This window comes from Micromonospora sp. ATA51 (assembly GCF_016802855.1).
Taxonomy (GTDB): Bacteria; Actinomycetota; Actinomycetes; order Mycobacteriales; family Micromonosporaceae; genus Micromonospora; species Micromonospora sicca.
In genome coordinates this window covers 1-23,176 of sequence record NZ_JAEVHJ010000044.1, presented here as the reverse complement: position 1 = coordinate 23,176, position 23,176 = coordinate 1, and the positions used below count along the sequence as shown (strand labels likewise).

General features: G+C 74.2%; 18 protein-coding genes and 4 pseudogenes. 10 read left to right on the top strand and 12 right to left on the bottom strand.

Annotated elements, in window-relative coordinates; all coding sequences use genetic code 11:
* Positions 1-36 precede the first annotated feature (36 nt).
* The 5 genes from JNW87_RS10395 to JNW87_RS10375 form a co-directional block, all read right to left on the bottom strand.
* Entirely contained in the window at positions 37-729 is a 693-nt protein-coding gene (locus JNW87_RS10395) for a CoA pyrophosphatase (RefSeq protein WP_109802625.1), read from the bottom strand.
* A 55-nt stretch (positions 730-784) separates the two neighbouring features.
* Positions 785-1,393 (bottom strand): TlpA disulfide reductase family protein, encoded by a 609-nt coding sequence (locus tag JNW87_RS10390; protein ID WP_109802624.1) that lies wholly within the window; start codon positions 1,391-1,393, stop codon positions 785-787.
* Positions 1,390-2,169 carry an endonuclease III gene (gene nth, locus JNW87_RS10385; RefSeq protein WP_238453578.1) on the bottom strand — a complete coding sequence of 260 codons (780 nt, stop codon included), beginning with the start codon at positions 2,167-2,169 and terminating at the stop codon, positions 1,390-1,392. Before nth ends, JNW87_RS10390 begins: the two co-directional genes overlap by 4 nt.
* Before the next feature lie 68 nt (positions 2,170-2,237).
* Positions 2,238-3,401, bottom strand: a complete 1,164-nt coding sequence (locus JNW87_RS10380; protein WP_238453577.1) for a CapA family protein — start codon at positions 3,399-3,401, stop codon at positions 2,238-2,240.
* An 89-nt stretch (positions 3,402-3,490) separates the two neighbouring features.
* Entirely contained in the window at positions 3,491-4,153 is a 663-nt protein-coding gene (locus JNW87_RS10375; RefSeq protein ID WP_238453576.1) for an adenosylcobinamide amidohydrolase, read from the bottom strand.
* A 219-nt stretch (positions 4,154-4,372) separates the two neighbouring features.
* Between JNW87_RS10375 and JNW87_RS10370 the strand changes: the two genes are divergently transcribed.
* The 9 genes and pseudogenes from JNW87_RS10370 (at position 4,373) to JNW87_RS10330 (ending at position 15,411) form a co-directional block, all read left to right on the top strand.
* Positions 4,373-5,050, top strand: a complete 678-nt coding sequence (locus JNW87_RS10370) for a Crp/Fnr family transcriptional regulator (RefSeq protein WP_007466162.1) — start codon at positions 4,373-4,375, stop codon at positions 5,048-5,050.
* 111 nt (positions 5,051-5,161) lie between these two features.
* The gene (locus JNW87_RS10365; RefSeq protein WP_238453575.1) at positions 5,162-5,905 is read left to right on the top strand and encodes a metallophosphoesterase; all 744 of its coding nucleotides are present in this window, start codon (positions 5,162-5,164) and stop codon (positions 5,903-5,905) included.
* 288 nt (positions 5,906-6,193) lie between these two features.
* Positions 6,194-6,859: a TetR/AcrR family transcriptional regulator gene (locus tag JNW87_RS10360; protein WP_236647983.1), complete on the top strand. Its 666-nt coding sequence runs from the start codon at positions 6,194-6,196 to the stop codon at positions 6,857-6,859.
* Positions 6,860-6,899: 40 nt separating this feature from the next.
* Positions 6,900-7,670: pseudogene (locus JNW87_RS10355) on the top strand (TIGR03084 family metal-binding protein); the annotation flags it as partial.
* A gap of 138 nt (positions 7,671-7,808) precedes the next feature.
* Positions 7,809-9,445 (top strand): annotated as a pseudogene (locus tag JNW87_RS10350) (acyclic terpene utilization AtuA family protein).
* A complete protein-coding gene (locus JNW87_RS10345) occupies positions 9,442-10,635 on the top strand; it encodes an acyl-CoA dehydrogenase family protein (protein ID WP_238453574.1) in 1,194 nt (397 codons plus the stop codon). Before JNW87_RS10350 ends, JNW87_RS10345 begins: the two are co-directional and overlap by 4 nt.
* A complete protein-coding gene (locus JNW87_RS10340) occupies positions 10,632-12,233 on the top strand; it encodes a carboxyl transferase domain-containing protein (RefSeq protein ID WP_238453573.1) in 1,602 nt (533 codons plus the stop codon). Before JNW87_RS10345 ends, JNW87_RS10340 begins: the two co-directional genes overlap by 4 nt.
* Before the next feature lie 11 nt (positions 12,234-12,244).
* The gene (locus tag JNW87_RS10335; protein WP_238453572.1) at positions 12,245-14,251 is read left to right on the top strand and encodes a biotin carboxylase N-terminal domain-containing protein; all 2,007 of its coding nucleotides are present in this window, start codon (positions 12,245-12,247) and stop codon (positions 14,249-14,251) included.
* On the top strand, positions 14,248-15,411 hold the full coding sequence (locus JNW87_RS10330) for an acyl-CoA dehydrogenase family protein (protein WP_238453571.1): 1,164 nt from the start codon (positions 14,248-14,250) through the stop codon (positions 15,409-15,411). The genes JNW87_RS10335 and JNW87_RS10330 overlap by 4 nt, the downstream gene beginning before the upstream one ends.
* A gap of 190 nt (positions 15,412-15,601) precedes the next feature.
* Here JNW87_RS10330 and JNW87_RS10325 read toward each other — a convergent pair whose 3' ends face one another.
* From JNW87_RS10325 to JNW87_RS41440, 3 genes are all read right to left on the bottom strand, one after another.
* Positions 15,602-16,807, bottom strand: coding sequence for a GH25 family lysozyme (locus JNW87_RS10325; protein WP_238453570.1), 1,206 nt, complete (start codon positions 16,805-16,807; stop codon positions 15,602-15,604).
* A gap of 313 nt (positions 16,808-17,120) precedes the next feature.
* Positions 17,121-18,272, bottom strand: coding sequence for an alpha/beta hydrolase (locus JNW87_RS10320; protein ID WP_375373491.1), 1,152 nt, complete (start codon positions 18,270-18,272; stop codon positions 17,121-17,123).
* A 131-nt stretch (positions 18,273-18,403) separates the two neighbouring features.
* Positions 18,404-18,748, bottom strand: a complete 345-nt coding sequence (locus tag JNW87_RS41440) for a hypothetical protein (protein WP_375373490.1) — start codon at positions 18,746-18,748, stop codon at positions 18,404-18,406.
* Positions 18,749-19,153: 405 nt separating this feature from the next.
* Between JNW87_RS41440 and JNW87_RS10315 the strand changes: the two genes are divergently transcribed.
* A complete protein-coding gene (locus tag JNW87_RS10315) occupies positions 19,154-19,537 on the top strand; it encodes a hypothetical protein (protein WP_109802603.1) in 384 nt (127 codons plus the stop codon).
* Here JNW87_RS10315 and JNW87_RS41435 read toward each other — a convergent pair.
* The 4 genes and pseudogenes from JNW87_RS41435 to JNW87_RS10295 all read right to left on the bottom strand — a co-directional run.
* On the bottom strand, positions 19,524-19,853 hold the full coding sequence (locus tag JNW87_RS41435) for a hypothetical protein (protein WP_238453568.1): 330 nt from the start codon (positions 19,851-19,853) through the stop codon (positions 19,524-19,526). The two genes, JNW87_RS10315 and JNW87_RS41435, sit on opposite strands and share 14 nt — an antisense overlap.
* 185 nt (positions 19,854-20,038) lie before the next feature.
* Positions 20,039-21,045: pseudogene (locus JNW87_RS10305) on the bottom strand (protein kinase); the annotation flags it as partial.
* Between the two features lie 30 nt (positions 21,046-21,075).
* On the bottom strand, positions 21,076-21,600 hold the full coding sequence (locus JNW87_RS10300) for a hypothetical protein (RefSeq protein ID WP_109802601.1): 525 nt from the start codon (positions 21,598-21,600) through the stop codon (positions 21,076-21,078).
* A gap of 139 nt (positions 21,601-21,739) precedes the next feature.
* Positions 21,740-23,176: pseudogene (locus tag JNW87_RS10295) on the bottom strand (adenylate/guanylate cyclase domain-containing protein); the annotation flags it as partial.

The following is a 23,176-nucleotide window of genomic DNA, read 5'->3' as shown; positions in this document are numbered from 1 at the left end:
GAACCGGTCCACCGCTCGCGCAACGTGACGGTCAGGTCAGCGGACGGGGCTCTCGTCCACCTCGTCGGTGCCGGCCGAGGGCGCCGGGGCGGCGGCGGTCGGCGGCAGTTCCACCACCCGGCCGCGCGGCCACGGGCGCGCCCAGCCGCCCATCTCTAGCAGCGTAGCCAGCACTCCGGCGGTGAACCCCCAGACCAGCATCCCGCGCGCCGAGAAGGCCGGGCCAATCCAGCCGCTCGGGTGGCGTACCCGCATCCGGTTCTCCGGGTCGACCAGCTCGGCGATCGGCAGCCGGGCGACGTGCGCGACCTCGGCCGGTTCCCGCGGGTGCACCGGGTGCGGGGCGTGCCACCAGGCGAGCACCGGGGTGACCACGAAGTCGCTGACCGGGATCCAGAGCTTCGGCAGCTCGGCCAGCACGGTGACACTGGTCGGGTCGAGCCCGACCTCCTCGTTCGCCTCGCGCAGCGCGGTGGCGCTGGCGTCGGCGTCCTCCGGGTCGGCCGCGCCCCCGGGGAAGGCCGGCTGCCCGGCATGGTTGCGCAGGGTGGCGGCGCGCTGGAGGACCAGCACGTCCGGGCCGCCGTCCGGTTCCTCGCCGAGCAGCACCAGCACGGCGCTCTCCCGGCCACCGCTCTCCGGGGTGGCGAGCCGGGTGAAGTCCTCGGCGCGGGCGGAGCCGAGCCGGCCGAGCAGCGGCGCCAGCCACGGCGGCGGTTGCCGGTTCACAGGTCGACCTCTGTTCGCGACTGCGGGGCTCGCAGGCCCGGTTCGCTCCTCGCCGTCACGCGCCCACCGCCACGCCGAGGTGCGTCCGCACCAGCTCGGTGAGCCGGGCGTCGTCGAGCGCGCCGCTCGCGTCGGCGTGCCGGACCCGGCCGTCCGCGCCGACGAAGAGGGTGAGCGGGAAGGAGTTGCGGCGCAGCGCCCGCTGGAACGCGTCCCCCTGGTCGACCAGCATCGGGAAGCGGACGCCGAAGTCCTCGCCGATGGACTGGGCGCCGCCGCGGCTGTCCCGGCTGTTCACCCCGATCACCTGGAACCGGCCGTCGGCGCGTTCGCTGAGCCGCTGGAAGGCGGGCAGCTCCTTGCGGCAGGGCGGGCACCAGGACGCCCAGACGTTGACCACCGCCGGGCCCTTCACCTCCCGCAGGTTCACCGGGGCGCCCCCGGTGAAGCAGTTGAGGGTCAGCTCGGGCAGCGGGTCACCCGTCCCGGCGGTGGGGGCGGGGGCGGCCGAGGCCGGCGCGGCGGTCAGCGCGGCGCAGTCGGCGAACGGCGAGGGGCGCTCGGCGCGGGGGGCGGCCGGCGGGGCCGCCCGCTGGTCGGTGGCGGTGCAGCCGGCGACCGCCAGCAGCACCGGGACGAGCAGGGCCGCGAGTCGGCGGTTCACGGCACCTCCGCCGCGACGGCCTGCTGCGGCACCAGCTCCGGGCCGATCCCGACGGCCGCCGCCAGGTCCCGCGCCCGGGGGCCCTTGAGCAGCTTGGCCGCGGCCGCCGGCTCGGTCGGCCCGGTCCCGTACGACGGGCAGAGCTTCGCCAGCGTGCAGGCGCCGCAGGCCGGCTTGCGGGCGTGGCAGACCCGCCGGCCGTGGAAGATGATCCGGTGCGACAGCATGGTCCAGTCGCGCTTCGGGTAGAGCCCCCCGATCGCGTGCTCGATCTTGACCGGGTCGGTCTCGGTGGTCAGCTTCCACCGCTGCACCAGCCGCTGGAAGTGGGTGTCCACGGTGATGCCGGGGACGCCGAACGCGTTGCCGAGGATCACGTTCGCGGTCTTGCGGCCGATCCCGGGGAGGGTCACCAGGTCGGCCAGCCGGCCGGGGACCTCGCCGTCGTACCGCTCGCAGAGGGCCCGGCCGAGGTTGATCAGGGAGCTGGTCTTGTTGCGGTAGAAGCCGGTCGGCCGGATCAGCTCCTCCAGCTCGGCCCGGTCCGCCCCGGCGTAGTCGGCCGCGCTGCGGTAGCGGGCGAAGAGCTTCGGGGTGACCTCGTTGACCTTCTTGTCGGTGCACTGCGCGGAGAGGATCGTGGCGACCGCGAGCTCCAACGCGTTGGAGTGGTCGAGTTCACAGTGCGCGTCCGGGTGCGTCTCGGTCAGCACCCGGCCGATCCGCCGGGCGCGGCGCGTACGGCCGAGGTCGGTCTCGGGGGAACTGGTTGTCACGCCGGCCAGCCTACGTCGCGCGGGTGACGTCCCGGCGGGCCGACGCGGGCGTGGATGCCCGGCCCGGCCTACGGCGCGGTGATCCGGCCGGCCGTGTCGAGCCGCGCCCCGGTCTTCGGGAAATCGGCCCGGCTCATCTGCCGGACCAGCCCGAGACCCTGGTGGCCGGGGTCGATCGCCGGCCGGCCCACGCCATTCATCGCGGTCGAGGTGAACGTCCCGCCGGCGAAGCTGCCGTCCGGCTTCAGCGACACCTTCAGCACGCCGCCCCAGCCGAGCCGGCCGGAGCTGTTCAGCGACTTGCCGCCGCCCGCGAAGTTGCCCAGGCTGTACGCGATCAGCCGGCCCCGGTAGAACTCCATCCCGCGCAGCACGTGCGGGCCGTGCCCGACGACCAGGTCCGCCCCGGCGTCGACGACCGCGTGCGAGAAGCGGACCGGGTCGCCCCGGTTCTCGCCGAAGAACATCTCCGTGCCCGGCTTCACGTGGCTCCGGTCGGCGCCCTCGGCACCCATGTGCACCTGCACCACCACCAGGTCGGCCATGGTGGCCGCCTTCGCCACCACCCGCTTCGCCGACTCGATGTCGACCAGGCTGTTGGACCAGACGTACGACGAGAAGCCGGCCACCGCGACCTTGACGCCCTCGACCTCGACCACGGTGATCTGGTCGGGCGCGCCGGTGTGCTCGAGGCCGTGCTCCTCCAGCGTCCGCTGGGTGTTCCGGTAGCCCTTGGGGCCGTAGTCGTAGCCGTGGTTGTTGGCCTGGTTGAGCAGCTCGAAGCCGGCGTCGCGGAGGTGCGCCGCGTACTCCGGGGGCGCCCGGAACTGGTAGCAGTTCTGCGGCTTCGGCCCGCACTTGCCGGCGCCGGTGTCCTCGGTGAGCGGCTCCTCGAGGTTCCCCATCACCAGGTCGGCCTTGAGTGCCGCCTTGACCTGGTCGAAGAAGCCCTTGCCGTTGTTCGCCGGCAGCCGGGACGGGGCGTTGCCCATGATGACGTCGCCGGTCGCGGCGAGCGAGACGGCCTGCCCGGCCGTCTCCACCGGCCCGGGGTCAGTCGACCCGGCCGGTTCGTCCGGGACGGGCGAGCCGGTCGACCCGCCGCCCCCGCCCGGCTGCCAGACCGGCGTGCCGCCGTCGGCGCAGCCGGCGGCGAGGAGTACGACGAGCAGCGCGCCGAGGGCGGCCAGGCGGCCGCGACGGCGGGACGCGGAGGGGGCGGGAGCGTACATCGCCCGCGACGCTACCGTGCGGTAGACGCTCCGACGAGGGCCGATCGGCCGGAAACCCGGGCCCCCCGGAGCGCCGCCCGCCGGCCGGGTCACCCGGTCCGCCGGTCGGACCAGGGCACGACGGCGCCGGCGCCCCCGGCGAGCACGGCCGCGTGCACCGCCCGGGCCAGCGGGGCTCCCCAGGCGGACCGGGGGCCGCCGTACGGGACCGGCTCGCCGTCGGCGGGGCAGAGCACGGTGACCGCGTCGGTGGGCGTGCCGGTGGCCGGCAGCCCCAGCTCCCAGATCGCCTGCGCCTTCGCCTCGGTGGCGGTGGCCACGGCGTTGACCAGCGCCGCCTCGCCCAGCCGGGCGGGGACGGACACGATGATGTTGACCGTGCCGACCCGCTGCCCGGGTGCGGCCGGGGCCGGCGCGGCGGCCCAGACCGGGGTGCCGAGCCCGACGGTCGCCCACACCCGCACGCCGCTGTCGGTCCGGGCCACCACCTCGGCCACGTCGACTCCGGTCAGCAGCCCGACACCGGGCCCGGGGAGGCCGAGCCCGTCGGCCAGCTCGGCCAGGTGGGCGGCCGGGTCGTCCCGGTGGTACGACATCGGCACGGTCGCGTTGACCACCCACCGGCGTACCCCGATCCCGCCGCCCAGCGGGGTCGTGCCGACCGCCAGCACCGGCTCGGCGGCCCGCCACACCAGCAGCGGGATGTCCCACCCGTCCTCGTGGCGGGTGGTCAGGAAGGGCTCGCTCAGCACGAGAACGACCCTACGATCGAGGTCAGGACGGGCGGCGACCACCCGCACCGGACGCGGGATCCTAGTCCTTGATCAGGTCGGGCAGGTTACGTCCAACGATCAAGATTCCAGGGGTGCACCTCTGATTCGCGCTCACGTGCGCCTAGACTGGCGGCGCGCGAGGGGATCAGCGGACGGCGGACCCGGCCGACGGACGGCACGCGCTGGCGGAGGTGACCGATGGACGAGGTACTGGCCCGCAGCGGCATCTTCCAGGGTGTCGACCCGGAGGCTGCCGAGGCGCTCGCCAAGGAGATGGAGACGATCGAGGTCCGCAAGGGCGAGATCGTCTTCAACGAGGGCGAGCCCGGCGACAGTCTCTACATCCTGCTGTCCGGCAAGATCAAGGTCGGCCGCCGTGCGGCGGACGGCCGGCAGAACCTGATCGCGGTGATGGGCCCGTCGGACATGGTCGGCGAGTTGTCGCTCTTCGACCCGGGCCCGCGTACGGCGACGGCCACCGCGGTGACCGACACCCGGCTGGTGCGGCTGCGCAAGCAGGCGCTGCGGCCGTGGCTGAACAACCGGCCGGAGATCGCCGAGCAGCTGCTGCGGGTGCTGGCCCGCAGGCTGCGCCGGACGAACGACTCGCTGGCCGACCTGATCTTCACGGACGTGCCGGGGCGGGTCGCCAAGAACCTGCTCCAGATGGCCGGCCGGTTCGGCACCCGGGACGGCGGCGTGCTGCGGGTGACCCACGACCTGACCCAGGAGGAGATCGCCCAGCTCGTCGGTGCCTCCCGGGAGACCGTCAACAAGGCGCTCGCCGACTTCGCCTCGCGCGGCTGGCTGCGGCTGGACGGCAAGAGCATCATCATCCTCGACCCGGAGCGCCTGGCCCGCCGCGCGCGGGTCTGACCGAGTCGGGACAGCATCGACAGGGACCGCCCTCCGGGGCGGTCCCTGTCGTCGTTCTGCCCGGCGCAGAACCCCCTCGACGTCCGGCGGCCGGACGGGCACGGTGGGCTGATGCTCGAACGTGTCGCCGTCCCCTCCGACATCCACGGCGCGCTGCCGGCGCTCGAGGCCGTACTGGCCGAGCCGGACGTCGCCGCCGCCGACCTGATCGTGCTCACCGGCGACATCGCCGCCGGCCCGCAGCCGGTCGAGGTGCTGGATCTGCTCGCCGCGCTTGGGGAGCGCGCCTGCTGGGTCGGTGGCAACGCCGACCGGGAGCTGGTCGAGGCGCGGTCCGGGCGGTCGTCCCCGCACGACGTCTCGAACTGGGCGGCGGCGCAGCTCCGCGACGACCAGGTCGCCCGGCTGGCCGCGCTGCCGCTGACCGTCACCCGGTCGGTCGCCGGCCTGGGCCAGGTGCTCTTCTGCCACGCGACGCCGCGGGACGACGAGGAGATGGTGCTGGTCGACTCCCGGCTGGAACGCTGGGCGGAGGTCTTCGCCGGGCTGCCCCCCGAGGTCGGCACGGTGGTCTGCGGACACACCCACATGCCGTTCACCCGACTCGTCGACCGGCGCCTGGTGGTCAACCCGGGCAGCGTCGGCATGCCGTACGGCGGGGCGGGCGCCTGGTGGGGGCTGCTCGGCCCCGGGGTGCAGCTCCGCCGGACCGGGTACGACGTGGCCGCGGCCTGCGCCCGGGTGGCGGCCGAATCGACCTACCCGGACGCCGCCGAGTGGGCCGACGAGTACCTCCGCTCCCGGCACAGCGACGCCGACGCACTCGCCGTCTTCGGCCCCGGCGACGGCCGCTGAACCCTGGGCCGTCACGCCTGCCACCCGCCGGGCCTGCCAGCCGGCTCCGCGCCGGCACCGCCGTGCGCGGACCGGTCCGCGCCGACGCCGGTCATGGCTTCTGGACGCTACGAAGCTGATGACGTAGGTGGATCGAGCGCGATTCATCGACGTCATCAGCTTCGTAGTCACCTCTACCCCACCCGGTGGTCGCCACTCGCGGAAGGAGCGGCCGCGACGACGATGCCGGTGGTCGATCCTGAAAAAGTCAGTCTTGACTGTTTGTTTCGTGGGCGGCACGCTGTCCCCGTGCCCGCCGCATCGACCCGCGTCCCGCAACAGGAGCGCAGCCGCGCCACCCAGGCCCGGCTGCTGGAGGCGACCGTCGAGTGCCTGGTCGAGCACGGCTGGTCCGGCACCACGACCACCGTGGTGGCCGCCCGGGCCGGCGTCTCCCGCGGCGCCCAGCTGCACCACTACCCCACCAAGGCCGCCCTGGTCACCGCCGCCGTCGCCCACCTCACCGAACGCCGGGCGGCGGAGCTGCGCACCGAGGCGGACGCCCTGCCCGCCGGCCCGCAGCGGCTGGACCGGGTGATCGACCTGCTCGGCGCGGCCTTCACCGGGCCGCTCTTCGTCGCCGCCCTCGAACTCTGGGTGGCCGCCCGCACCGACGCCGAGCTGCGCGCCGCCCTGGTGCCGCTGGAGGCCCGGGTGGGCCGCGAGATGCACCGGTTGACCGTCGAGCTGCTCGGGGTGGACGAGCGCCGCCCCGGCGTCCGGGAGGCCGTGCAGGCCACCCTCGACCTGCTCCGAGGGCTGGGCGTGGCCAACCTGCTCAGCGACGACTCGCCCCGCCGCACCGCCCTGCTGCACACCTGGAAACGTCAGCTCGCCACCCTGCTCGCCCCGAACCCCGGATCGCCGGACGCGATGCCACCGGCGACCGCAGGCCCGGGACGCGAGGGGCCCTGACCCGAACGCCCTGACCGGCACACCCCCGCCCGGAGGCACCATGGCCGACCTGCCCGCACTGCTCGCGGATCTCGCCGCCGAATCCGACCAGCTCGACGCCCTCGTCGCCGGGCTGCCACCGGAGGGCTGGGCCCGGCCGACACCCGCCCCCGGGTGGACGGTCGCCCACCAGATCGCCCACCTGGCCTGGACCGACCACGTGGCCCGGCTCGCCGCCACCGACGCCGAGGCCTTCTACGCCTCGGTCCTCTCGGCGCCCGACCCGGCCCGGCTGGTCGACGACGGGGCCGAGTCGTTCCTCGCCCCGCCCGCCGAGCTGCTGGCCCGCTGGCGGGACGGCCGGGCGGCACTCGCGTCGGCCCTCGCCGCCGTGCCGCCCGGGGAGAAGGTGCCCTGGTACGGCACCCGGATGTCGCCCGCCTCGATGGTCACCGCCCGGATCATGGAGACCTGGGCGCACGCCGAGGACGTCGCCGACACGCTCGGCGTCACCCGCCCGGCCGCCGCCCGCCTGCGCCACATCGCCCACCTCGGCTTCCGTACCCTCGGACACGGCTTCGCCGCCCACGGCCGGCCGGCGCCGACCGCGCCGGTGCGGGTCGAGCTGACCGCACCCCACGGCGACACCTGGACCTTCGGGCCGGCCGACGCCGCCGACCGGGTCACCGGGCCCGCGCTGGACTTCTGCCTGCTGGTCACCCAGCGCCGACACCGCGCCGACCTGTCCCTGGTCGCCACCGGCCCGACCGCCGACGAGTGGCTGGACGTGGCCCAGGCCTTCGCCGGGCCACCCGGAGCCGGCCGCGAGCCGACGACCGCACCGCCCGACGGCGGCCGGGCGGCGGCCGTACCGGACCGGGATGAGCGCGCCGGGGCGACGCCGTGCGGCGTGCTGCGGATCGGCAACGCCTCCGGCTTCTACGGCGACCGGTTCACCGCCTGGCGGGAGATGCTCGACGGGGGCGAGCTGGACGTACTGACCGGGGACTACCTGGCCGAGCTGACCATGCTCATCTCGGCCGGGACCGGCTGCGCGACCCCGACCTCGGGTACGCGAAGACCTTCCTCCGCCAGCTCGAAGACTGCCTCGGCACCGCGCTCGACCGGGGCGTGCGGATCGTGACCAACGCCGGCGGACTGAACCCGGCCGGCCTGGCCACCGCGATCGGCTCGCTCGCCGACCGGCTCGGCCTCACCGCGCGGATCGGGTACGTCGAGGGCGACGCCCTGCGACGCCCGGACGCGCTCACCGCCAACGCCTACCTCGGCGCGTTCGGCATCGCCGCCTGCCTGGACGCCGGGGCGGACGTGGTGGTCACCGGCCGGGTCACCGACGCCTCCCTCGTCGTCGGGCCGGCGATCGCCCGCTTCGGCTGGGGCCGCGACGACCTCGACGCGCTGGCCGGGGCGACCGTGGCCGGGCACCTGATCGAGTGCGGGGCCCAGGTCACCGGCGGCAACTTCAGCTTCTTCACCGAACTGCCCGACGGCGGCCACCGGCCCGGCTTCCCGATCGCCGAGCTGCACCCGGACGGCTCGTCCGTGCTCACCAAGCATCCCGGCACCGGCGGCGCGGTCACCGTGGAGACCGTCACCGCCCAACTGCTGTACGAGGTGGGCGGCCCGGCGTACCTGGGGCCGGACGTGGTGACCCGGCTGGACACGGTCACCCTGACCGCCGACGGGCCCGACCGGGTACGCGTCTCCGGCGTCCGGGGCACCCCGCCGCCGGACACCCTCAAGGTGGGCGTCAACAACCTGGGCGGCTTCCGCAACTCGATGACGTTCGTGCTCTGTGGGCTGGACATCCCGGCCAAGGCGGCCCTGGTCCGGGGGCAGCTCGAGGAGGCGGTCGGCAAGGAAGGGCTGGAGTTCACGCTGGCCCGCACCGACCACCCGGACGCCACCGACACCGAGGCGGCGAGCGCGCTGGTGCACGTACACCTGCGCGACGGCGACCAGGCACGGGCCGGGCGGGCCTTTTCGGCGGCCGCGGTGGAACTGGCGCTGGCCTCCTACCCGGGCTGCACGCTGACCACCCTGCCGGGCGACGCCACCTCCTACGGCGTCTTCACCGCGGACCTCGTGCCGCAGGACGCGGTCGCCCACGTCGCCGTGCTGCCCGGCGGCGAACGCGTGCCGATCGCCCCGCCGATCCGGACGGCCGCGACGCCGGCGGACACCGGGTCCGCCGACGCGGCCGCGCCCGAGGCGGCCGCCGGACACGCGACCCGGCGCGGGCCGCTCGGCGAGCTGGTCGGGGCGCGGTCCGGGGACAAGGGCGGCGACGCGAACCTGGGGGTCTGGGCGCGCACCGACGAGACCTGGGCCTGGCTGCGCGGCTGGCTCACCGTCGAGCGGCTGGCGGAGCTGCTGCCGGAGACCGCCGCGCTGACCGTCGAGCGGTACGAGCTGCCGAACCTGCGCGCGGTCAACTTCGTGGTCCGAGGGCTGCTCGGGCAGGGGGTGGCCGCCTCCACCCGGTTCGACCCGCAGGCCAAGGCGCTCGGCGAACTACTCCGCTCCCGCGTGGTCGATCTGCCCACGGAACTGCCCGCCATCATCACCAGGAAGGCACGGCCGTGACCATCGTGGACACCCCCGAGCGGCGGCAGCTCCGCGAACTGACCCGGGCCTTCGTGACCCGGGAGGTGCTGCCGCACCTGGCCGACTGGGAGCGGGCCGGCGAGGTGCCCCGGTCGCTGCACGAGACGGCGGCGAAGATCGGACTGCTCGGCGTCGGCTTCCCGGAATCGGTTGGTGGCAGCGGCGGCGACCTGCTCGACTCGATCATCGTCACCGAGGAGATCATCCGCTCTGGCGGCTCGTCCGGTCTGGTGGCGGCGCTCTTCACCCACGGCATCGCGCTGCCGCACATGGTGGCCGCGGCCGGCGCCCGCCTCGGCCCCTCGCTCGGCGCCTCGCTCGGCGGGGAGCGGACGACGAACGACGACCTGATCGACCGGTACGTCCGCCCCACCCTGGCCGGGACGATGATCGGCGCGCTGGCGATCACCGAGCCGGACGGCGGCTCGGACGTCGCCGCGATCCGCACCACCGCCCGCCGGGACGGCGACCACTACGTGGTGAACGGGTCGAAGACCTACATCACCAGCGGGGTCCGGGCCGACTTCGTGACCACCGCGGTCTGCACCGACTTCCCGGGCAGCGGCGAGCTCAGCCTGCTGGTGATCGACAAGGGCCTGCCCGGCTTCACCGTCGGACGCCGGCTGGAGAAGCTGGGCTGGCACTGTTCGGACACCGCCGAGCTCTCCTTCGTCGACGTACGGGTGCCGGCGGCGAACCGGATCGGCGCGGAGAACACCGGCTTCCTCGCGATCATGCAGCACTTCGCCAGCGAGCGGCTCTCCCTCGCCACGCAGGCGTACGCGACCGCGCAGCGCTGCGTGGAGCTCGCGGCCCGGTGGTGCCGGGACCGGTCCACGTTCGGCCGGCCGCTGGCCAGCCGGCAGCTGATCCGGCACCGGCTGGCCGAGATGCACACCCGCGCCGAGGCGGCCCGGGCGTACGTGCACGAGGTGGCCGCCCGGGTCGCGGCCGGCGAGCCGGTGGTGACCGAGGTGGCGATGGCGAAGAACGTCGCGGTGGCCGCCTGCGACCACGTGGTCGACGCGGCGCTGCAACTGCACGGCGGCTTCGGCTACCTGCGCGACGCCGAGGTGGAACGGCACTACCGGGACGCCCGCATCCTCGGCATCGGCGGCGGCACCACCGAGATCATGAACGAGATCATCGCGAAGGGCATGGGCCTGTGACCACACTGGACAGCGCACTGGACCCGTCCTCGCCGGCCTTCGCGGCCAACCGCGAGGCCCTGCTGGAGCGCCTCGCCGAGCTGGACGCCGCGCTCGACCAGGCCCGCGCGGGTGGCGGCGAGAAGTACGTGACCCGGCACCACAAGCGGGGCAAGCTGCTTCCCCGGGAACGGATCGAGCTGCTCCTCGACCCGGACAGCCCGTTCCTGGAGCTGTCCCCGGTGGCCGCGTACGGCACCGACTTCCCGGTCGGGGCCAGCGTGGTCACCGGCATCGGGGTGGTCGAGGGCGTGGAATGCCTGATCGTCGCCAACGACCCGACGGTACGCGGCGGCGCGGTCAACCCGTGGTCGCTCGCGAAGACCCGGCGGGCCGGCGAGATCGCCCTGGCCAACCGGCTGCCGATGGTCAACCTGGTCGAGTCCGCCGGGGCGGACCTGCCCACCCAGGCGGAGATCTTCATCCCCGGCGGCCGGGTGTTCCGCGACCTGACCCGGCTCTCCGCGGCGAAGATCCCCACGGTCAGCGTGGTCTTCGGCAACGCCACCGCCGGCGGCGCGTACGTGCCGGGGATGTCCGACTTCACCATCATGATCCGGGACCGCTCGCAGGTCTACCTGGCCGGGCCGCCGCTGGTGAAGATGGCCACCGGCGAGGTCACCGACGACGAGTCGCTGGGCGGGGCGGCCATGCACGCCACGAAGTCCGGCCTGGCCGACTTCCTCGCCTCCGACGAGCGGGACGGCATCCGGCTGGCCCGGCAGTGCGTACGCCGGCTCAACTGGCGCAAGCAGGGCCCGCCGCCGCGCAACCCGTTCCCCCAGCCGCCCAAGTACGACCCGGAGGAGCTGCTCGGCATCGCCAGCGCCGACCTGAAGGTGCCGTTCGACCCGCGCGAGGTCCTCGCCCGGGTGCTGGACGGCAGCGAGTTCGACGAGTTCAAGCCCGGCTACGGCACCGCGCTGGTCACCGGCTGGGGCGAGCTGCACGGCTGGCCGGTCGGCGTGCTGGCGAACGCCCGGGGTGTGCTGTTCAGCGAGGAGGCGCAGAAGGCCACCCAGTTCATCCAGCTCGCCAACGCCGCCGACACCCCGCTGGTCTTCCTGCAGAACACCACCGGCTACATGGTCGGCACCGAGTACGAGCAGCGCGGCATCATCAAGCACGGCGCCCTGATGATCAACGCGGTGTCGAACTCGGCCGTGCCGCACCTGACGGTCAACCTGGGCGCCTCGTACGGCGCCGGCAACTACGGCATGTGCGGCCGGGCGTACGAGCCGAGGTTCCTGTTCACCTGGCCGAACGCCAGGTCGGCGGTGATGGGCCCGGCTCAGCTCGCCGGGGTGCTTTCCATCGTCGCCCGGCAGGCCGCCGCCGCTCGGGGCCGCGACTACGACGAGGACTCCGACGCCGCCATGCGGATGATGGTCGAGCAGCAGATCGAGTCCCAGTCCGGGGCGCTCTCCCTATCCGGCCGGCTCTACGACGACGGGGTGATCGACCCCCGGGACACCCGTACCGTCCTCGGGCTCTGCCTGTCGGCGATCCACAACGGACCGGTGAAGGGCGCCGACGGCTTCGGCGTCTTCCGGATGTAAGGGGGCCACTCATGATCAACCGACTGCTGGTGGCCAATCGCGGGGAAATCGCCCGCCGAGTCTTCGCCACCTGCCGGGCACTCGGCGTGGACACGGTCGCCGTGCACTCCGACGCGGACGCCGACGCGCCCTTCGTGGCCGAGGCCGACCTGGCCGTCCGGCTGCCCGGGAACACGCCGGCCGAGACGTACCTGCGGATCGACCTCGTCCTGGACGCGGCCCGGCGGGCCGGCGCGGACGCGGTCCACCCGGGCTACGGCTTCCTGGCCGAGAACGCCGACTTCGCCGCGGCCGTCACCGACGCGGGGCTGACCTGGGTCGGCCCGCCGGCCAAGGCGATCGCCGCGATGGGCGACAAGATGGCGGCCAAGGCGCTGCTCGCCGATGCGGGCGTGCCGATGCTGCCGACCTGGACCGAGGCCGACCAGGTGACCGACTTCCCGGTGCTGGTCAAGGCCGCCGCGGGCGGTGGCGGCCGGGGCATGCGGGTGGTCCGCGACGCCGCCGGGCTCGCCGAGGCCGTCGCGGGCGCGCGCCGCGAGGCGGCCGCGGCGTTCGGCGACGGCACGGTCTTCATCGAGCGGTACGTCGAGCGCGGCCGGCACGTCGAGGTGCAGATCTTCGGCGACACGCACGGCACCGTGGTGGCCCTCGGGGTGCGCGACTGCTCGATTCAGCGCCGCCACCAGAAGATCGTCGAGGAGGCGCCGGGGGTCCTGTCCCCGCAGGTGCGCGAGCGGCTGCACGAGGCGGCGGTGGCCGCCGGCCGGGCGGTCGACTACGTCGGCGCGGGGACCGTCGAGTTCCTGCTCGCGCCCGACGGGGAGGTCCACTTCCTGGAGATGAACACCCGCCTCCAGGTGGAGCACCCGGTCACCGAGCTGACCACCGGACTGGATCTCGTCCGGCTGCAACTGCTCGTCGCCGAGGGCGAGCCGCTGCCGGAGCGGGCCCGTGACGCGCACTGGATGCGCGGCTACGCCATAGAGGTGCGGCTCTGCGCCGAGGACCCGGCCCAGGGCTTCCGCCCGGTCACCGGCACCCTGCGGCGGTTCGCCGTCCCTGGAGTGGACCGCGAGTTCGGCAACCTCCAGCGGGCGGGCCTGCGACTCGACTCCGGCGTGGTCGACGGCTCGACGGTCACCGTTCACTACGACTCGATGCTCGCCAAGCTGATCGCCTGGGCGCCCACCCGGGCCGAGGCGGTCCGCGCCCTCGCCGGCGCGCTGGCCCGGGCCGAGCTGCACGGCGTCGCCACCAACCGGGACCTGCTGGTCCGGGTCCTGCGCAGCCCCGAGTTCGGCGCCGCGGACGTCGACACCGGCTTCCTGGACCGGCATCCCGAGGTCTTCGCCCCGCTGCTCCCCGCCGACCAGCTCCCCCTGGTCACCCTCGCCGCCGCGCTGGCGGGCGCCGCCGGGCGTCGGGCGTCCGCGCCCGTGTTGGGCGGGCTGCCGTCGGGCTGGCGCAACGTGCCGGCGTTTCCGCAGGTCACCCGATTCAGCGGAGTGGACGGCGGCGAGGTCGAGGTCCGGTACCAGCTGGACCGCAGCGGGGCACTCGCCGAGTGGTCCGTGTCCCTGGCCGGTGGAGGCACCACTTCCGACGCGGCGCCGGCCGTGACCGTGGTCGAGGCCGCTCCCGACCGCGTCGTGCTCGACGTCGACGGCGTGCGGCGCGCTTTCCGCGTACACCGGGTGGGGTCGGAGGTCTTCGTGGACGGCCCGGCGGGGGCGGCGAGCCTCACCGAGCTGCCGCGCTTCCCCCTGCCCACCGCGGAGCTGGCCGCCGGGTCCCTGCTCGCGCCGCTGCCCGGCGCGGTGACCCGGGTGCGCGTCGAGGTCGGGCAGCGGGTCGCCGCCGGCGAGCTGCTGCTGACCTTGGAAGCGATGAAGCTGGAACACCCCGTGCTCGCCCCGACCGACGGCGTGGTCGCCGAGCTGCCGGTCCCGGCCGGCGGCCAGGTCGACACCGGCGCCGTGCTGGCCGTGGTCAACCCCGAGGAGGATCCGCGATGAACTTCGACCTCACCCCCGAGCAGGACCAGCTCCGCGACGCGGTCCGGGCGCTGGGCCGCAGGTACGGCCACGGCTACTTCGTCGAGAAGGCCAAGGCCGGCGGGCACACCACCGAGCTGTGGCACGAGGCCGGCCGGCTCGGCTACCTCGGCGTGAACATCCCCACCGAGTACGGCGGTGGGGGCGGCGGCATCACCGAGCTGGCCATCGTCTGCGAGGAGCTGGCGGCGGCCGGCTGCCCGCTGTTGCTGCTCGTGGTCTCCCCCGCGATCGCCGCCACCGTGATCAACAAGCATGGCACCGACGAGCAGCGCAAGCGCCACCTGCCCGGGCTGGCGGACGGCTCACAGAAGATCGTCTTCGCGATCACCGAGCCCGAGGCGGGGTCGAACTTCCACCGGCTCGGCACGGTGGCCCGCCGCGACGGCGACGACTGGCTGCTCTCCGGCCGCAAGTGCTACATCTCCGGGGTGGACGAGGCGGGCCACGTCCTGGTTGTCGCCCGCACCGAAGACGCGGCCACCGGCAAGCTGAAGCCGGCGCTGTTCATCGTGCCGACCGACGCCCCGGGCCTCACCCGGTCCAAGCTGGACATGGAGATCCTGTCGCCGGAGAACCAGTTCCTGCTCTACCTGGACGACGTGCGGGTGCCCGCCGACGCGCTGGTCGGCGAGTCGCTCGACGCCGGCCTGCCGGCGCTCTTCGCCGGCCTCAACCCGGAGCGGATCACGGTCGCCGCGATGGGCGCCGGCACCGGCCGGTACGCCATCGAGCGCGCATCGGAGTACACCGCCACCCGGAAGGTCTGGCGCGGCCGCAGCATCGGCTCCCACCAAGCCGTCGCGCACCCGCTGGCGCACGCGGCGGTGCAGGTGGAGCTGGCCCGCCTCATGATCCACAAGGCGGCCACGCTCTACGACGCCGGCCGGGACCTGGAGGCCGGTATCTCCGGCAACATGGCCAAGTACGCGGCCGGGGAGGCCGCCGCGCTCGCCGTGGACACCGCCGTGCAGGCCCTCGGCGGGGCCGGGATGACCACCGAGTACGGGGTCGCCACCCTGCTCGGCGCGGTCCGCGCCGGCCGGATCGCCCCGGTCAGCCGGGAGATGATCCTCAACTTCGTCGCCCAGCACGTGCTCGGCCAGGACAAGTCGTACTGACCGATCCAGCACCCGTCTCACACCGCTCGACTCGGTCCGATGTGGAGGTGTCTGGCCCACCGGACGGGAGTCGAGGGGAACTCGTCGCTGGGCGCGCAGCGTGTCCAGCCCGCGCCGACAGCCCGGGGTACGGCGGGCGGCTGATCGCCCGTCGTACCCCGGGTCCGTCAGCGGACGGTGGCCGAGCGGCTCACGAGGTGGGGAGTTTGTCGAACTTCTCCCACAGGCCGATCGCCGTCCGGTTGGCGATCAGCGGCTCGGCGCCCCTGTTCTCCGCCACCACGTACCTGCCGTTGGCGTTGGCCCGGAGGCTGATGCTGCCGTCCGAGTTGTTGATGACCGTGAACTTCTCCCACGGGCCGATCGCCGTCCGGTTGGCGATCAGCGGCTTGGCGCCCCCACTCTCCGCCACCACGTACTTACCGTTGGCGCGCGAGCGGAGAGCGACGAATCCGCCGCCCGCGTCAATCATGTCGAACTTCTCCCACAGCCCGATCGTGGTCCGGTTGGCGATCAGCGGCTTGGCTCCGGCGCTCTCGGCCACGACATAGCGGCTGTTGACTCGGGCGCGGAACGCGACCGGCGCCGCGGCCGCCGGGGCGCCGGTGAGTCCGGTGAGGGACGCGTAGTCGCCGTTGAACACGTTCTGGCTGTAGTTGGCGGGCTGGCTGGGGTCACCGGCTGCGTACTGCCAGACGGTCTCCGTCGTCCAGCCGGCCGGCAACGGCGGGCGGGTGGTCGTGTAGCCGGCGATGTCCAGCGGGTGATCGCCGAAGGACGCGTTGTTGCCGGTGCACGGGTTCCAGAAGTTGGTGTTGGTGTAGATCATCGGCACCCGACCGATGCGTGTCTTGACCTGGTTGCTGAAGGCCCGGATCCAGTTGGAGAACTCGGTCGTGGTCAGCCCGTAGCAGGTGGGCGCGCCACTCCAGTACGGCCACTCGATGTCCACCATGGGTACGAGCGTCTGGCTGTCCTTGGCGAACTGCGCGTTGTCGATGAAGAAATTCGCCTCGGTGACCGGGTCGCGGCTGTCCGGGCGCGCGAAGTGGTAGGCGCCGACGAGCAGCCCGGCCGCCTTGGCCCCACGATAGTCCTCGGCGAAGTAGGGATTGAGGTAGGTCCGCCCCTCGGTCGCCTTGATGTACGCGAACTTGTACCCGTTGGCCGCCACGGCCGGCCAGTCGATCGGGCCCAGGTTGTGGTCGTGGCTCGAGACGTCGATGCCACGGATCGTGTAGCCGGCCGGGGTGGTGGCGCTCGCGGACAGCGAGTTCGTGCGCAGGCCCGGCTTGACTCCGGCGTTCGCCCGTCCCCCACCGTCGGGAGAGGAGCCGGCCGCATTCGCGGGTTGTGACGTGCCGATCGCCGCGCCGAGAGCCAGCCCGGCGGACATCAGCACAGAGATCCATTTTCTTGACATGATATGTCGCGAATCTCCTTGATCGGGAAGTCGATGACGGCCGGTCGCGGATGGCGGATCACGGCGTCAGAACGCGCATCGCATTCGGCCGAGGGGATCGGCCGGAGCGGGATGCGGTCGTACTTTAACCCGACGAAGTGCCTGCGCGGTGTCCCGGACGGCTCAGGTCTGCTCGCCGGTCCGGGCCGGTATCCGGCGAGGAGGCCACGCGGAAGAGGCGCGGCCCGTCCGGGAACGGGCCGGGGTACGGCGGGCGCCCGATCGCCCGCCGTACCCCGGGGTCCCGTCAGCGGACGGTCAGCGTGCCGACCACCGGCAGCGGCGCCACCACCGGCGGGAGCCGCTTCGGCTCGCCCCGGCCCGGCTCGCCCTGGCGGGCGAGGCTGCTCTTCGACGCCTCTGCCCGGGCCGCCTCCGGCGCCTCCACGAACGGCTGGGCGTCACCGGTGCAGAGCGTGCCCTTGGCTGGCAGCGCCACCGTCAGCAGGTACGCGTCGACCGCCCCGGTCACGCAGGCCGACGTGCCGTACGCGGTGTGCCCCCAGCTGTCGCTGCTGAGCAGCCGGCTGTTCGGCAGCAGCGCGGCCGAGCCGACCGCCCCCTGGTAGTTGGTCGCCGGGTCCCAGTAGTTGCCGACCACCAGCACCGGGGCGCTGGTCCGCTTGTTGAACGGCCCGGTGTAGGCATCCTCGTCCCGCACCGTCCAGGTGTTGCGGGCGCAGGGCGCGGTGCCCCAGGCCCAGGCCCGACCGAAGTATGGCGCCCGCTTGTCCTCCTTGCCGGACAGCGACGGCCAGGCCGCCGCGTCCTTCGGGTGGTACGCGTCGGTGCAGTCGACGGTCAGGAAGGTCTCCAGGCCGTTGTCGTACGGGAAGTCGTAGCCGCGCTGCTGGCGGGCCGTCGCGGCGCGCTGTGCGACGGCGGTGCGGGCCTGCGCCCGGGCGGCCGTGGCGGCGGCCGGGTCGGTCAGCACCAGCAGCTGCTCGGTGAGGCTGACGACGTCCTGCCAGCCGTACGGCGAGTAGAGCGCGCCGAGGGTGGCGCCGGCGAAGTCGGCGTAGCTGACGGTGAACCGGCCCAGGTCCGGGTCGTCGACCACCAGGGTCTTCTTGCGCAGCCGCTGCGCCACCAGCTCGTACGAGGCGACCGGGTCACCGGACGCCAACGAGCACCTGTCCTCGCCGGCCTTCGCGCAGCGCACCAGGATCTCGTGCAGCGCGTGGTAGGCGCCGTCGGCGCTGCGCAGCCGGGTCTCCTGGAGCAGGTTGCGGGCCTTGCCCTGGCCGATCCAGGCGTTCGGGTTGAGCACGCCGTCGACCACCAGGGCGCGGACCCGGTCCGGGAACATGTTGGCGTAGTACTGGCCGAGCGCGGTGCCGTAGCTGAAGCCCAGGTAGGTGAGCTTCTTGTCGCCGACCGCCCGGCGCAGCACGTCCATGTCCCGGGCGACCTCGTCGGTGGAGGCCGCCCCGGTCAGTGGCCGGCCGCTGGTCGAGCAGGCCTTCCCGACCGCCTTCGACGACGCGACGTACGCCTTCTCCTCGGCCTTCGTCCACGGGAAGGCGACGTTCAGCCCGGCGTACGCCCTGGTCTGGTCCTTGACCGACCGGAAGCATTTGACGTTCTCGCTGGCGGCGACGCCGCGCGGGTCGACGCGACGACGTCGAACCGGTCGAGCAGGTCGTCGGCGAGGAAGTACGGCGCGGCGAGCGCGATGTCGGTGCCGGAGCCACCCGGGCCGCCCGGGTTGAGGAAGAGGCTCCCGATCCTGTGCTGCTGGTCGCGGGCCTTCACCCGGAGCACCGCCACCTCGGTGGTGGCGCCCTTCGGCTGGTCGTAGTCCAGCGGTAGCCGGACCGTGGCGCACTCCGCGTAGCCGTAGCAGGCGTACCAGTCGAGCTTGGGGGTCGGCACGCTGTCGACCCGGCGGGCCTCGACGGGGCTGGTCCGGTCCGATGTGGACGGCTGGGGTGTGAGCCTCGGAGCCGGCGCCGCGATGGCGGGTGCGACCGCCGATCCGGCGAGCACGATACCGGCGATCCCTGTTGCGGCAAGGGACCGGATTGCACGTGGCATGTGGCTGCCTTCCGGTGGGGAACGGGGTCAGTCGAGCAGAACTCGACCTTCGTCACTCTAGGGATCAGCGGCAACGAATGTCGCCCCTCAAACGCCCATGGAACCGACAAATTGCCGATTGATGTAACGGAATTTTCATGATCGGCGCTGTTGTTGCTCCCGTGTAGCGCCGGACGGTCCACCGCCGACCGCGCGGCCCGGCCCCGCGGTTGACAGCCGAGTGACCTGCGCCATGCTTGTCGGGTGAGGTTGTTCCCCAAGCCCGACGCGCGCTTCCGGGCTGCCGCCGCGACGCTGGCCGCGGTCGCCCTGCTGGTGACGATGCTGATCTGGCGCCCGGAGGGCATCCCGGCCGTGGTGCTGTCGCTGCTTCTCGTGCTGCTCGCGATGACGGCGGGCGTGGCCGTGACCGCGGCGCGGGAGAGCCGCGACGCCAGGCCGGCGGCCTCCCACCAGCCGCCCGGCCAGCCGCTCCCCGCCGGTTACGGGGTTGATGCCGACACACTGGAGGCGCTGGACCCGCGCGCGGTGCGCGACCTCCGGGGACTGGACGCGGACACACTGGAGGCGCTGGACCCGCGCGCCGTGCGGGACAGCCGGTCGGTGAACGGGGTCAGCGACCGGTGAGCGTGGGCGCGGCCAACGCGTCCACGCCGCGTCCGGCCAGGCAGCGGTAGGTGCGGTCGCCGTCGGACCCGGCCGGTGGCAGCACCTCCAGGTTCCAGCCGGCCTGGTACCGGATCCCGCTGGTGAGCCGGAACGTGCGGGCGTTGCAGACGCCGCGGATAAGGGGGTCGGCGCTGATCGCCGCGTGCCCGGCCCCGACCAGCGCGTCCGGCAGTTCCCCCTCGGCGTAGGTCTCCCAGGTGTGCCGGCCGTCGCAGGGGACCCGGGCCGCCTCCGCCCGGGCGGCGCGCAGCCGGACCGGCCCGAAACACTCCAACTCGGACGGCAGCGGGCACCCGCCGGCAGGTTCACGCCGGACGAGCCGACCCGGCAGCCCGGCAGCACGTCCGCTCCGCCGCCCGACACGCTCACCCCGGTGGCGACGGCATCGGCGACAACGCGGCCGGCGCGCCCCCGCGAGCCACGCCCCGGCGCTCGCGGAGGCGCCCAGCGCGAGGACGCCGCGCCGCCGAGGAACCACCGCCGGCGCCACCGTCGCCCCGGCGTCGGCACCGTCGGGTGCGCGTCCTCCGTCGGCGGGCGCTGGGCCGGCTGCCCGTCCGGCCGACGGTGTACGGACCGCCGGCGCCGCCGCTGACCGGGATTCCGGAGACCGGGGCACCGGAGACCGGCGCGGCGCCCGGATCGAGCGGAAGCGCGGCCAGCAGCCCGCGCAGCTCGACGGCGGACGGGCGCGAGCCCGGGTCGTTGTCCATCCCGGCCCGCAGCACGTCGAGCAGTTCCGCCGGCACGCCGGGCAGCCCGGGGATCGGCTGGTGGAACATCTCCAGCACGGTCACCAGGCTTGGATTGCGCTCGGACTGCCAGCGCGGCGGCCGGCCGTGCATCACCGCGTACAGGGTCGCGCAGAGCGCGTACACGTCGACCGCCGGCGAGGGTGGGCTGTGGCTGAACATCTCCGGCGGCGCGTACGCCGGGGTGAGCACCTCCAGGGTGACCGAGGCGTCCCGCACCTCGGCCAGCACCGCCAGCCCGAAGTCGGCCAGCACCGCCGGGTTGAAGTGCGAATAGAGGATGTTGGCGGGCTTGACGTCCCGGTGCAGCACCCCGGCCGCGTGCGAGTGGGCGAGCGCGTCGGCGATCTTGACGCCGAGGTCCCGGGCCTCCACCGGTCCCAGCGGCGAGTTCCGCATCCGCTCCGCGTACGACCCGTCGCAGAGCTCCATGATCAGGTACGGGTGCTGGTCGACGGTGACCCCGACGTCGAAGAGGTCCACCACGTGCGGGTGCGACGACATCTTCCCCGCGGCCCGCGCCTCGCGCAGGAAGCGCGCCTGGTCCCGCTCGCTGTCCAGGGTGCGGTTCTCCACCTTGACCGCGACCTCGCGCCCCACCGAGATCTGGGTGGCCCGGTAGACGGTGGCGTAACCGCCCCGGGCGAAGACCTCAAGATCGGTCAGACCGGGCACGATGGGCAGCCGGCGGGCGCCGGGCGGGGTGTCGGTCACGGCTCGAAAATACCTGTCTCCACCGTCGGCTCAGTGGACCGGACCAGCCGCCGGCGCGCTACCTGCGGCGTCGTCCGCCGGCGCGGACCCGGCCCGGGCATCGCCGTCGGCCGCGCCGGCCGGCTCAACCGGATCGATGCCGCCCACCGTCGGCGCGGCGCGGCGGGCGTCCCACCACAGGCCCACCGCGGTGGCGACCGCGCCCAGCCCCTCCCAGGCGGCCACCCCGAAGAACCGGCCCGGGGCGACGTCGGAGAGCACCGCGATGCTGAAGACGGTGAACGTGACCAGCCGGAAGACCACCGTGAAGCGGTAGAAGGGCCGCCACTCGGTCGCCGTGGCGAGCAGGTAGTAGACGCCCATGTTGAACGAGGCCATCGAGGACGCGGTGAGGAACGTCCCGGTGTAGTCGCCGGGCGCGCGGGTGTCGGGCACCTCGAAGCCGAGCAGCCGCAGCTGCGCCTCCGGCCAGATCAGCCCGACCGCACCCAGCAGCAACGCGAGGACGCCGAAGACGGCCATCGTCCAGCCGGCGCCGGAGCGCGGCAGCCTCATCTGTCCTCCCCAACCCGCGACCGCCACCGTGGCCGGCCCCCTCGATCAGACACACGCTAGCCGCCACCCCCGACGCCCACATCCCCGGAACCGCCAATCCTGCGGCCGGCGCCGCAGCGGGGCGGCAGCGGGCGTCAGGTCAGGCGGCGGCGAGGCGGGCCCGGAGGGCGTCGGCGGCGGGGCGCTCGCTGCGCTGCTCGGTGGAGTACGCCAGGCGTACCGCCTCGTCGGCGCTGGCCAGCGCCTCGACCGGGCGACCGCAGGCGACCAGCGTCTCGGCCAGCACCATCGCGGCGATCACCTGGCTGCGGACGTCCTCCGCCGGGGCGACCACCGCCCGCTGCGCCCAGTCCAGCGCCTGCTCCCGCTGGCCGTGGGCGAGCAGCGCGGAGGCGTACCGGGCCATCGTCTGCCGGCGGGAGAAGAGCAGCGACGGGCTGTTCGCGGCGGTGGTGGCGACCGGGGCGAGCAGCCCCACCGCGGTCGCCGAGTCACCGGCGGCGAGCCGGGCCATCGCGAGCAGCACCCGGGGCGCCACCTGCGCGGGGGCCTGCGGGTTGTGCGGCTCGACGCTGGTCAGCACCGCGCGGGCCTCCCGCTCGGCGGTGTCGCAGTCACCCATGTCCAGCGCCACGAAGCCGCGCAGCGTGCCGGCCATCCCGGTGAGCAGCGGATGCGCCGTCCGCTCGGCGTACGCGTGCGCGTCGGTGAGCAGGTCGGCCGCGTGCTCCGGCTCGCCCAGCCCGCGCGCCACCACAGCCCGGACGACCAGGGCGAAGCCCTGTCCCCAGTCGTCGGAGACCTCGGCGAACTCCCGGTACGCCTGCCGCGCCGCCCGGTCCGCCTCGGCCAGCTCACCCAGTTCGGCGGTGGCGTACGCCTCGACCGCGCGCAGCGTACCGACCGCCCACGCCTCGCCGACCCGCTCGCCGAACGGGAGGAAGACCCGCGCCATCCGGCACGCCTCCCGCAGCCGGCCGGCGAGCAGCCGGGCGAACGCGGTGGTGCCGCGCAGCCAGGCCCGCCCGTACGGGTCCCTCAGCTCGGCGAAGAGCCGGGCGGCCCGGCCGAGCACCGCGTCGGTGCCGGCGAAGTCGCCCCGGGTGGTGGTCACCCAGGCCAGGTTCTGCAACGACCAGGCCTGCCCGCGCGGGTCCTTGGCGGCGAGGCTGACCTGGTAGGAGGCGGCGAGCCGGCTGCTCGCCTGGCCCAGCCGGCCGGCGATGAAGTCGGCCATCCCGAGCCGGCGCATCGCCGAGGCGCGCTGCGTGGGCAGCTCGCCCGCGGTGGCCACCTGCAACGCCTCCTGCCAGCAGTACTCCGCCCGGGCCTGGTCGCCGAGGGTCTGGTGGGCCTGCCCGGCGAGGAGCAGCGCGCTGGTCCGGGTCGGCGCGTCCCCGGCGTTGGCGGCGATCTTCTCGGCGAAGGCGAGCGCGTCGGCGGGGCGGCCGACCTGGAGCAGGGCCCGCGCGTGCACCACCCGGTCGGCCGGCGGGACGCCGTCGCGGGCCAGCTCGGCGGCGCGTTCGGCGTACTCGACGGCGAGGGCCGGCTCCCCGGCGTGCAGCGACCGGCG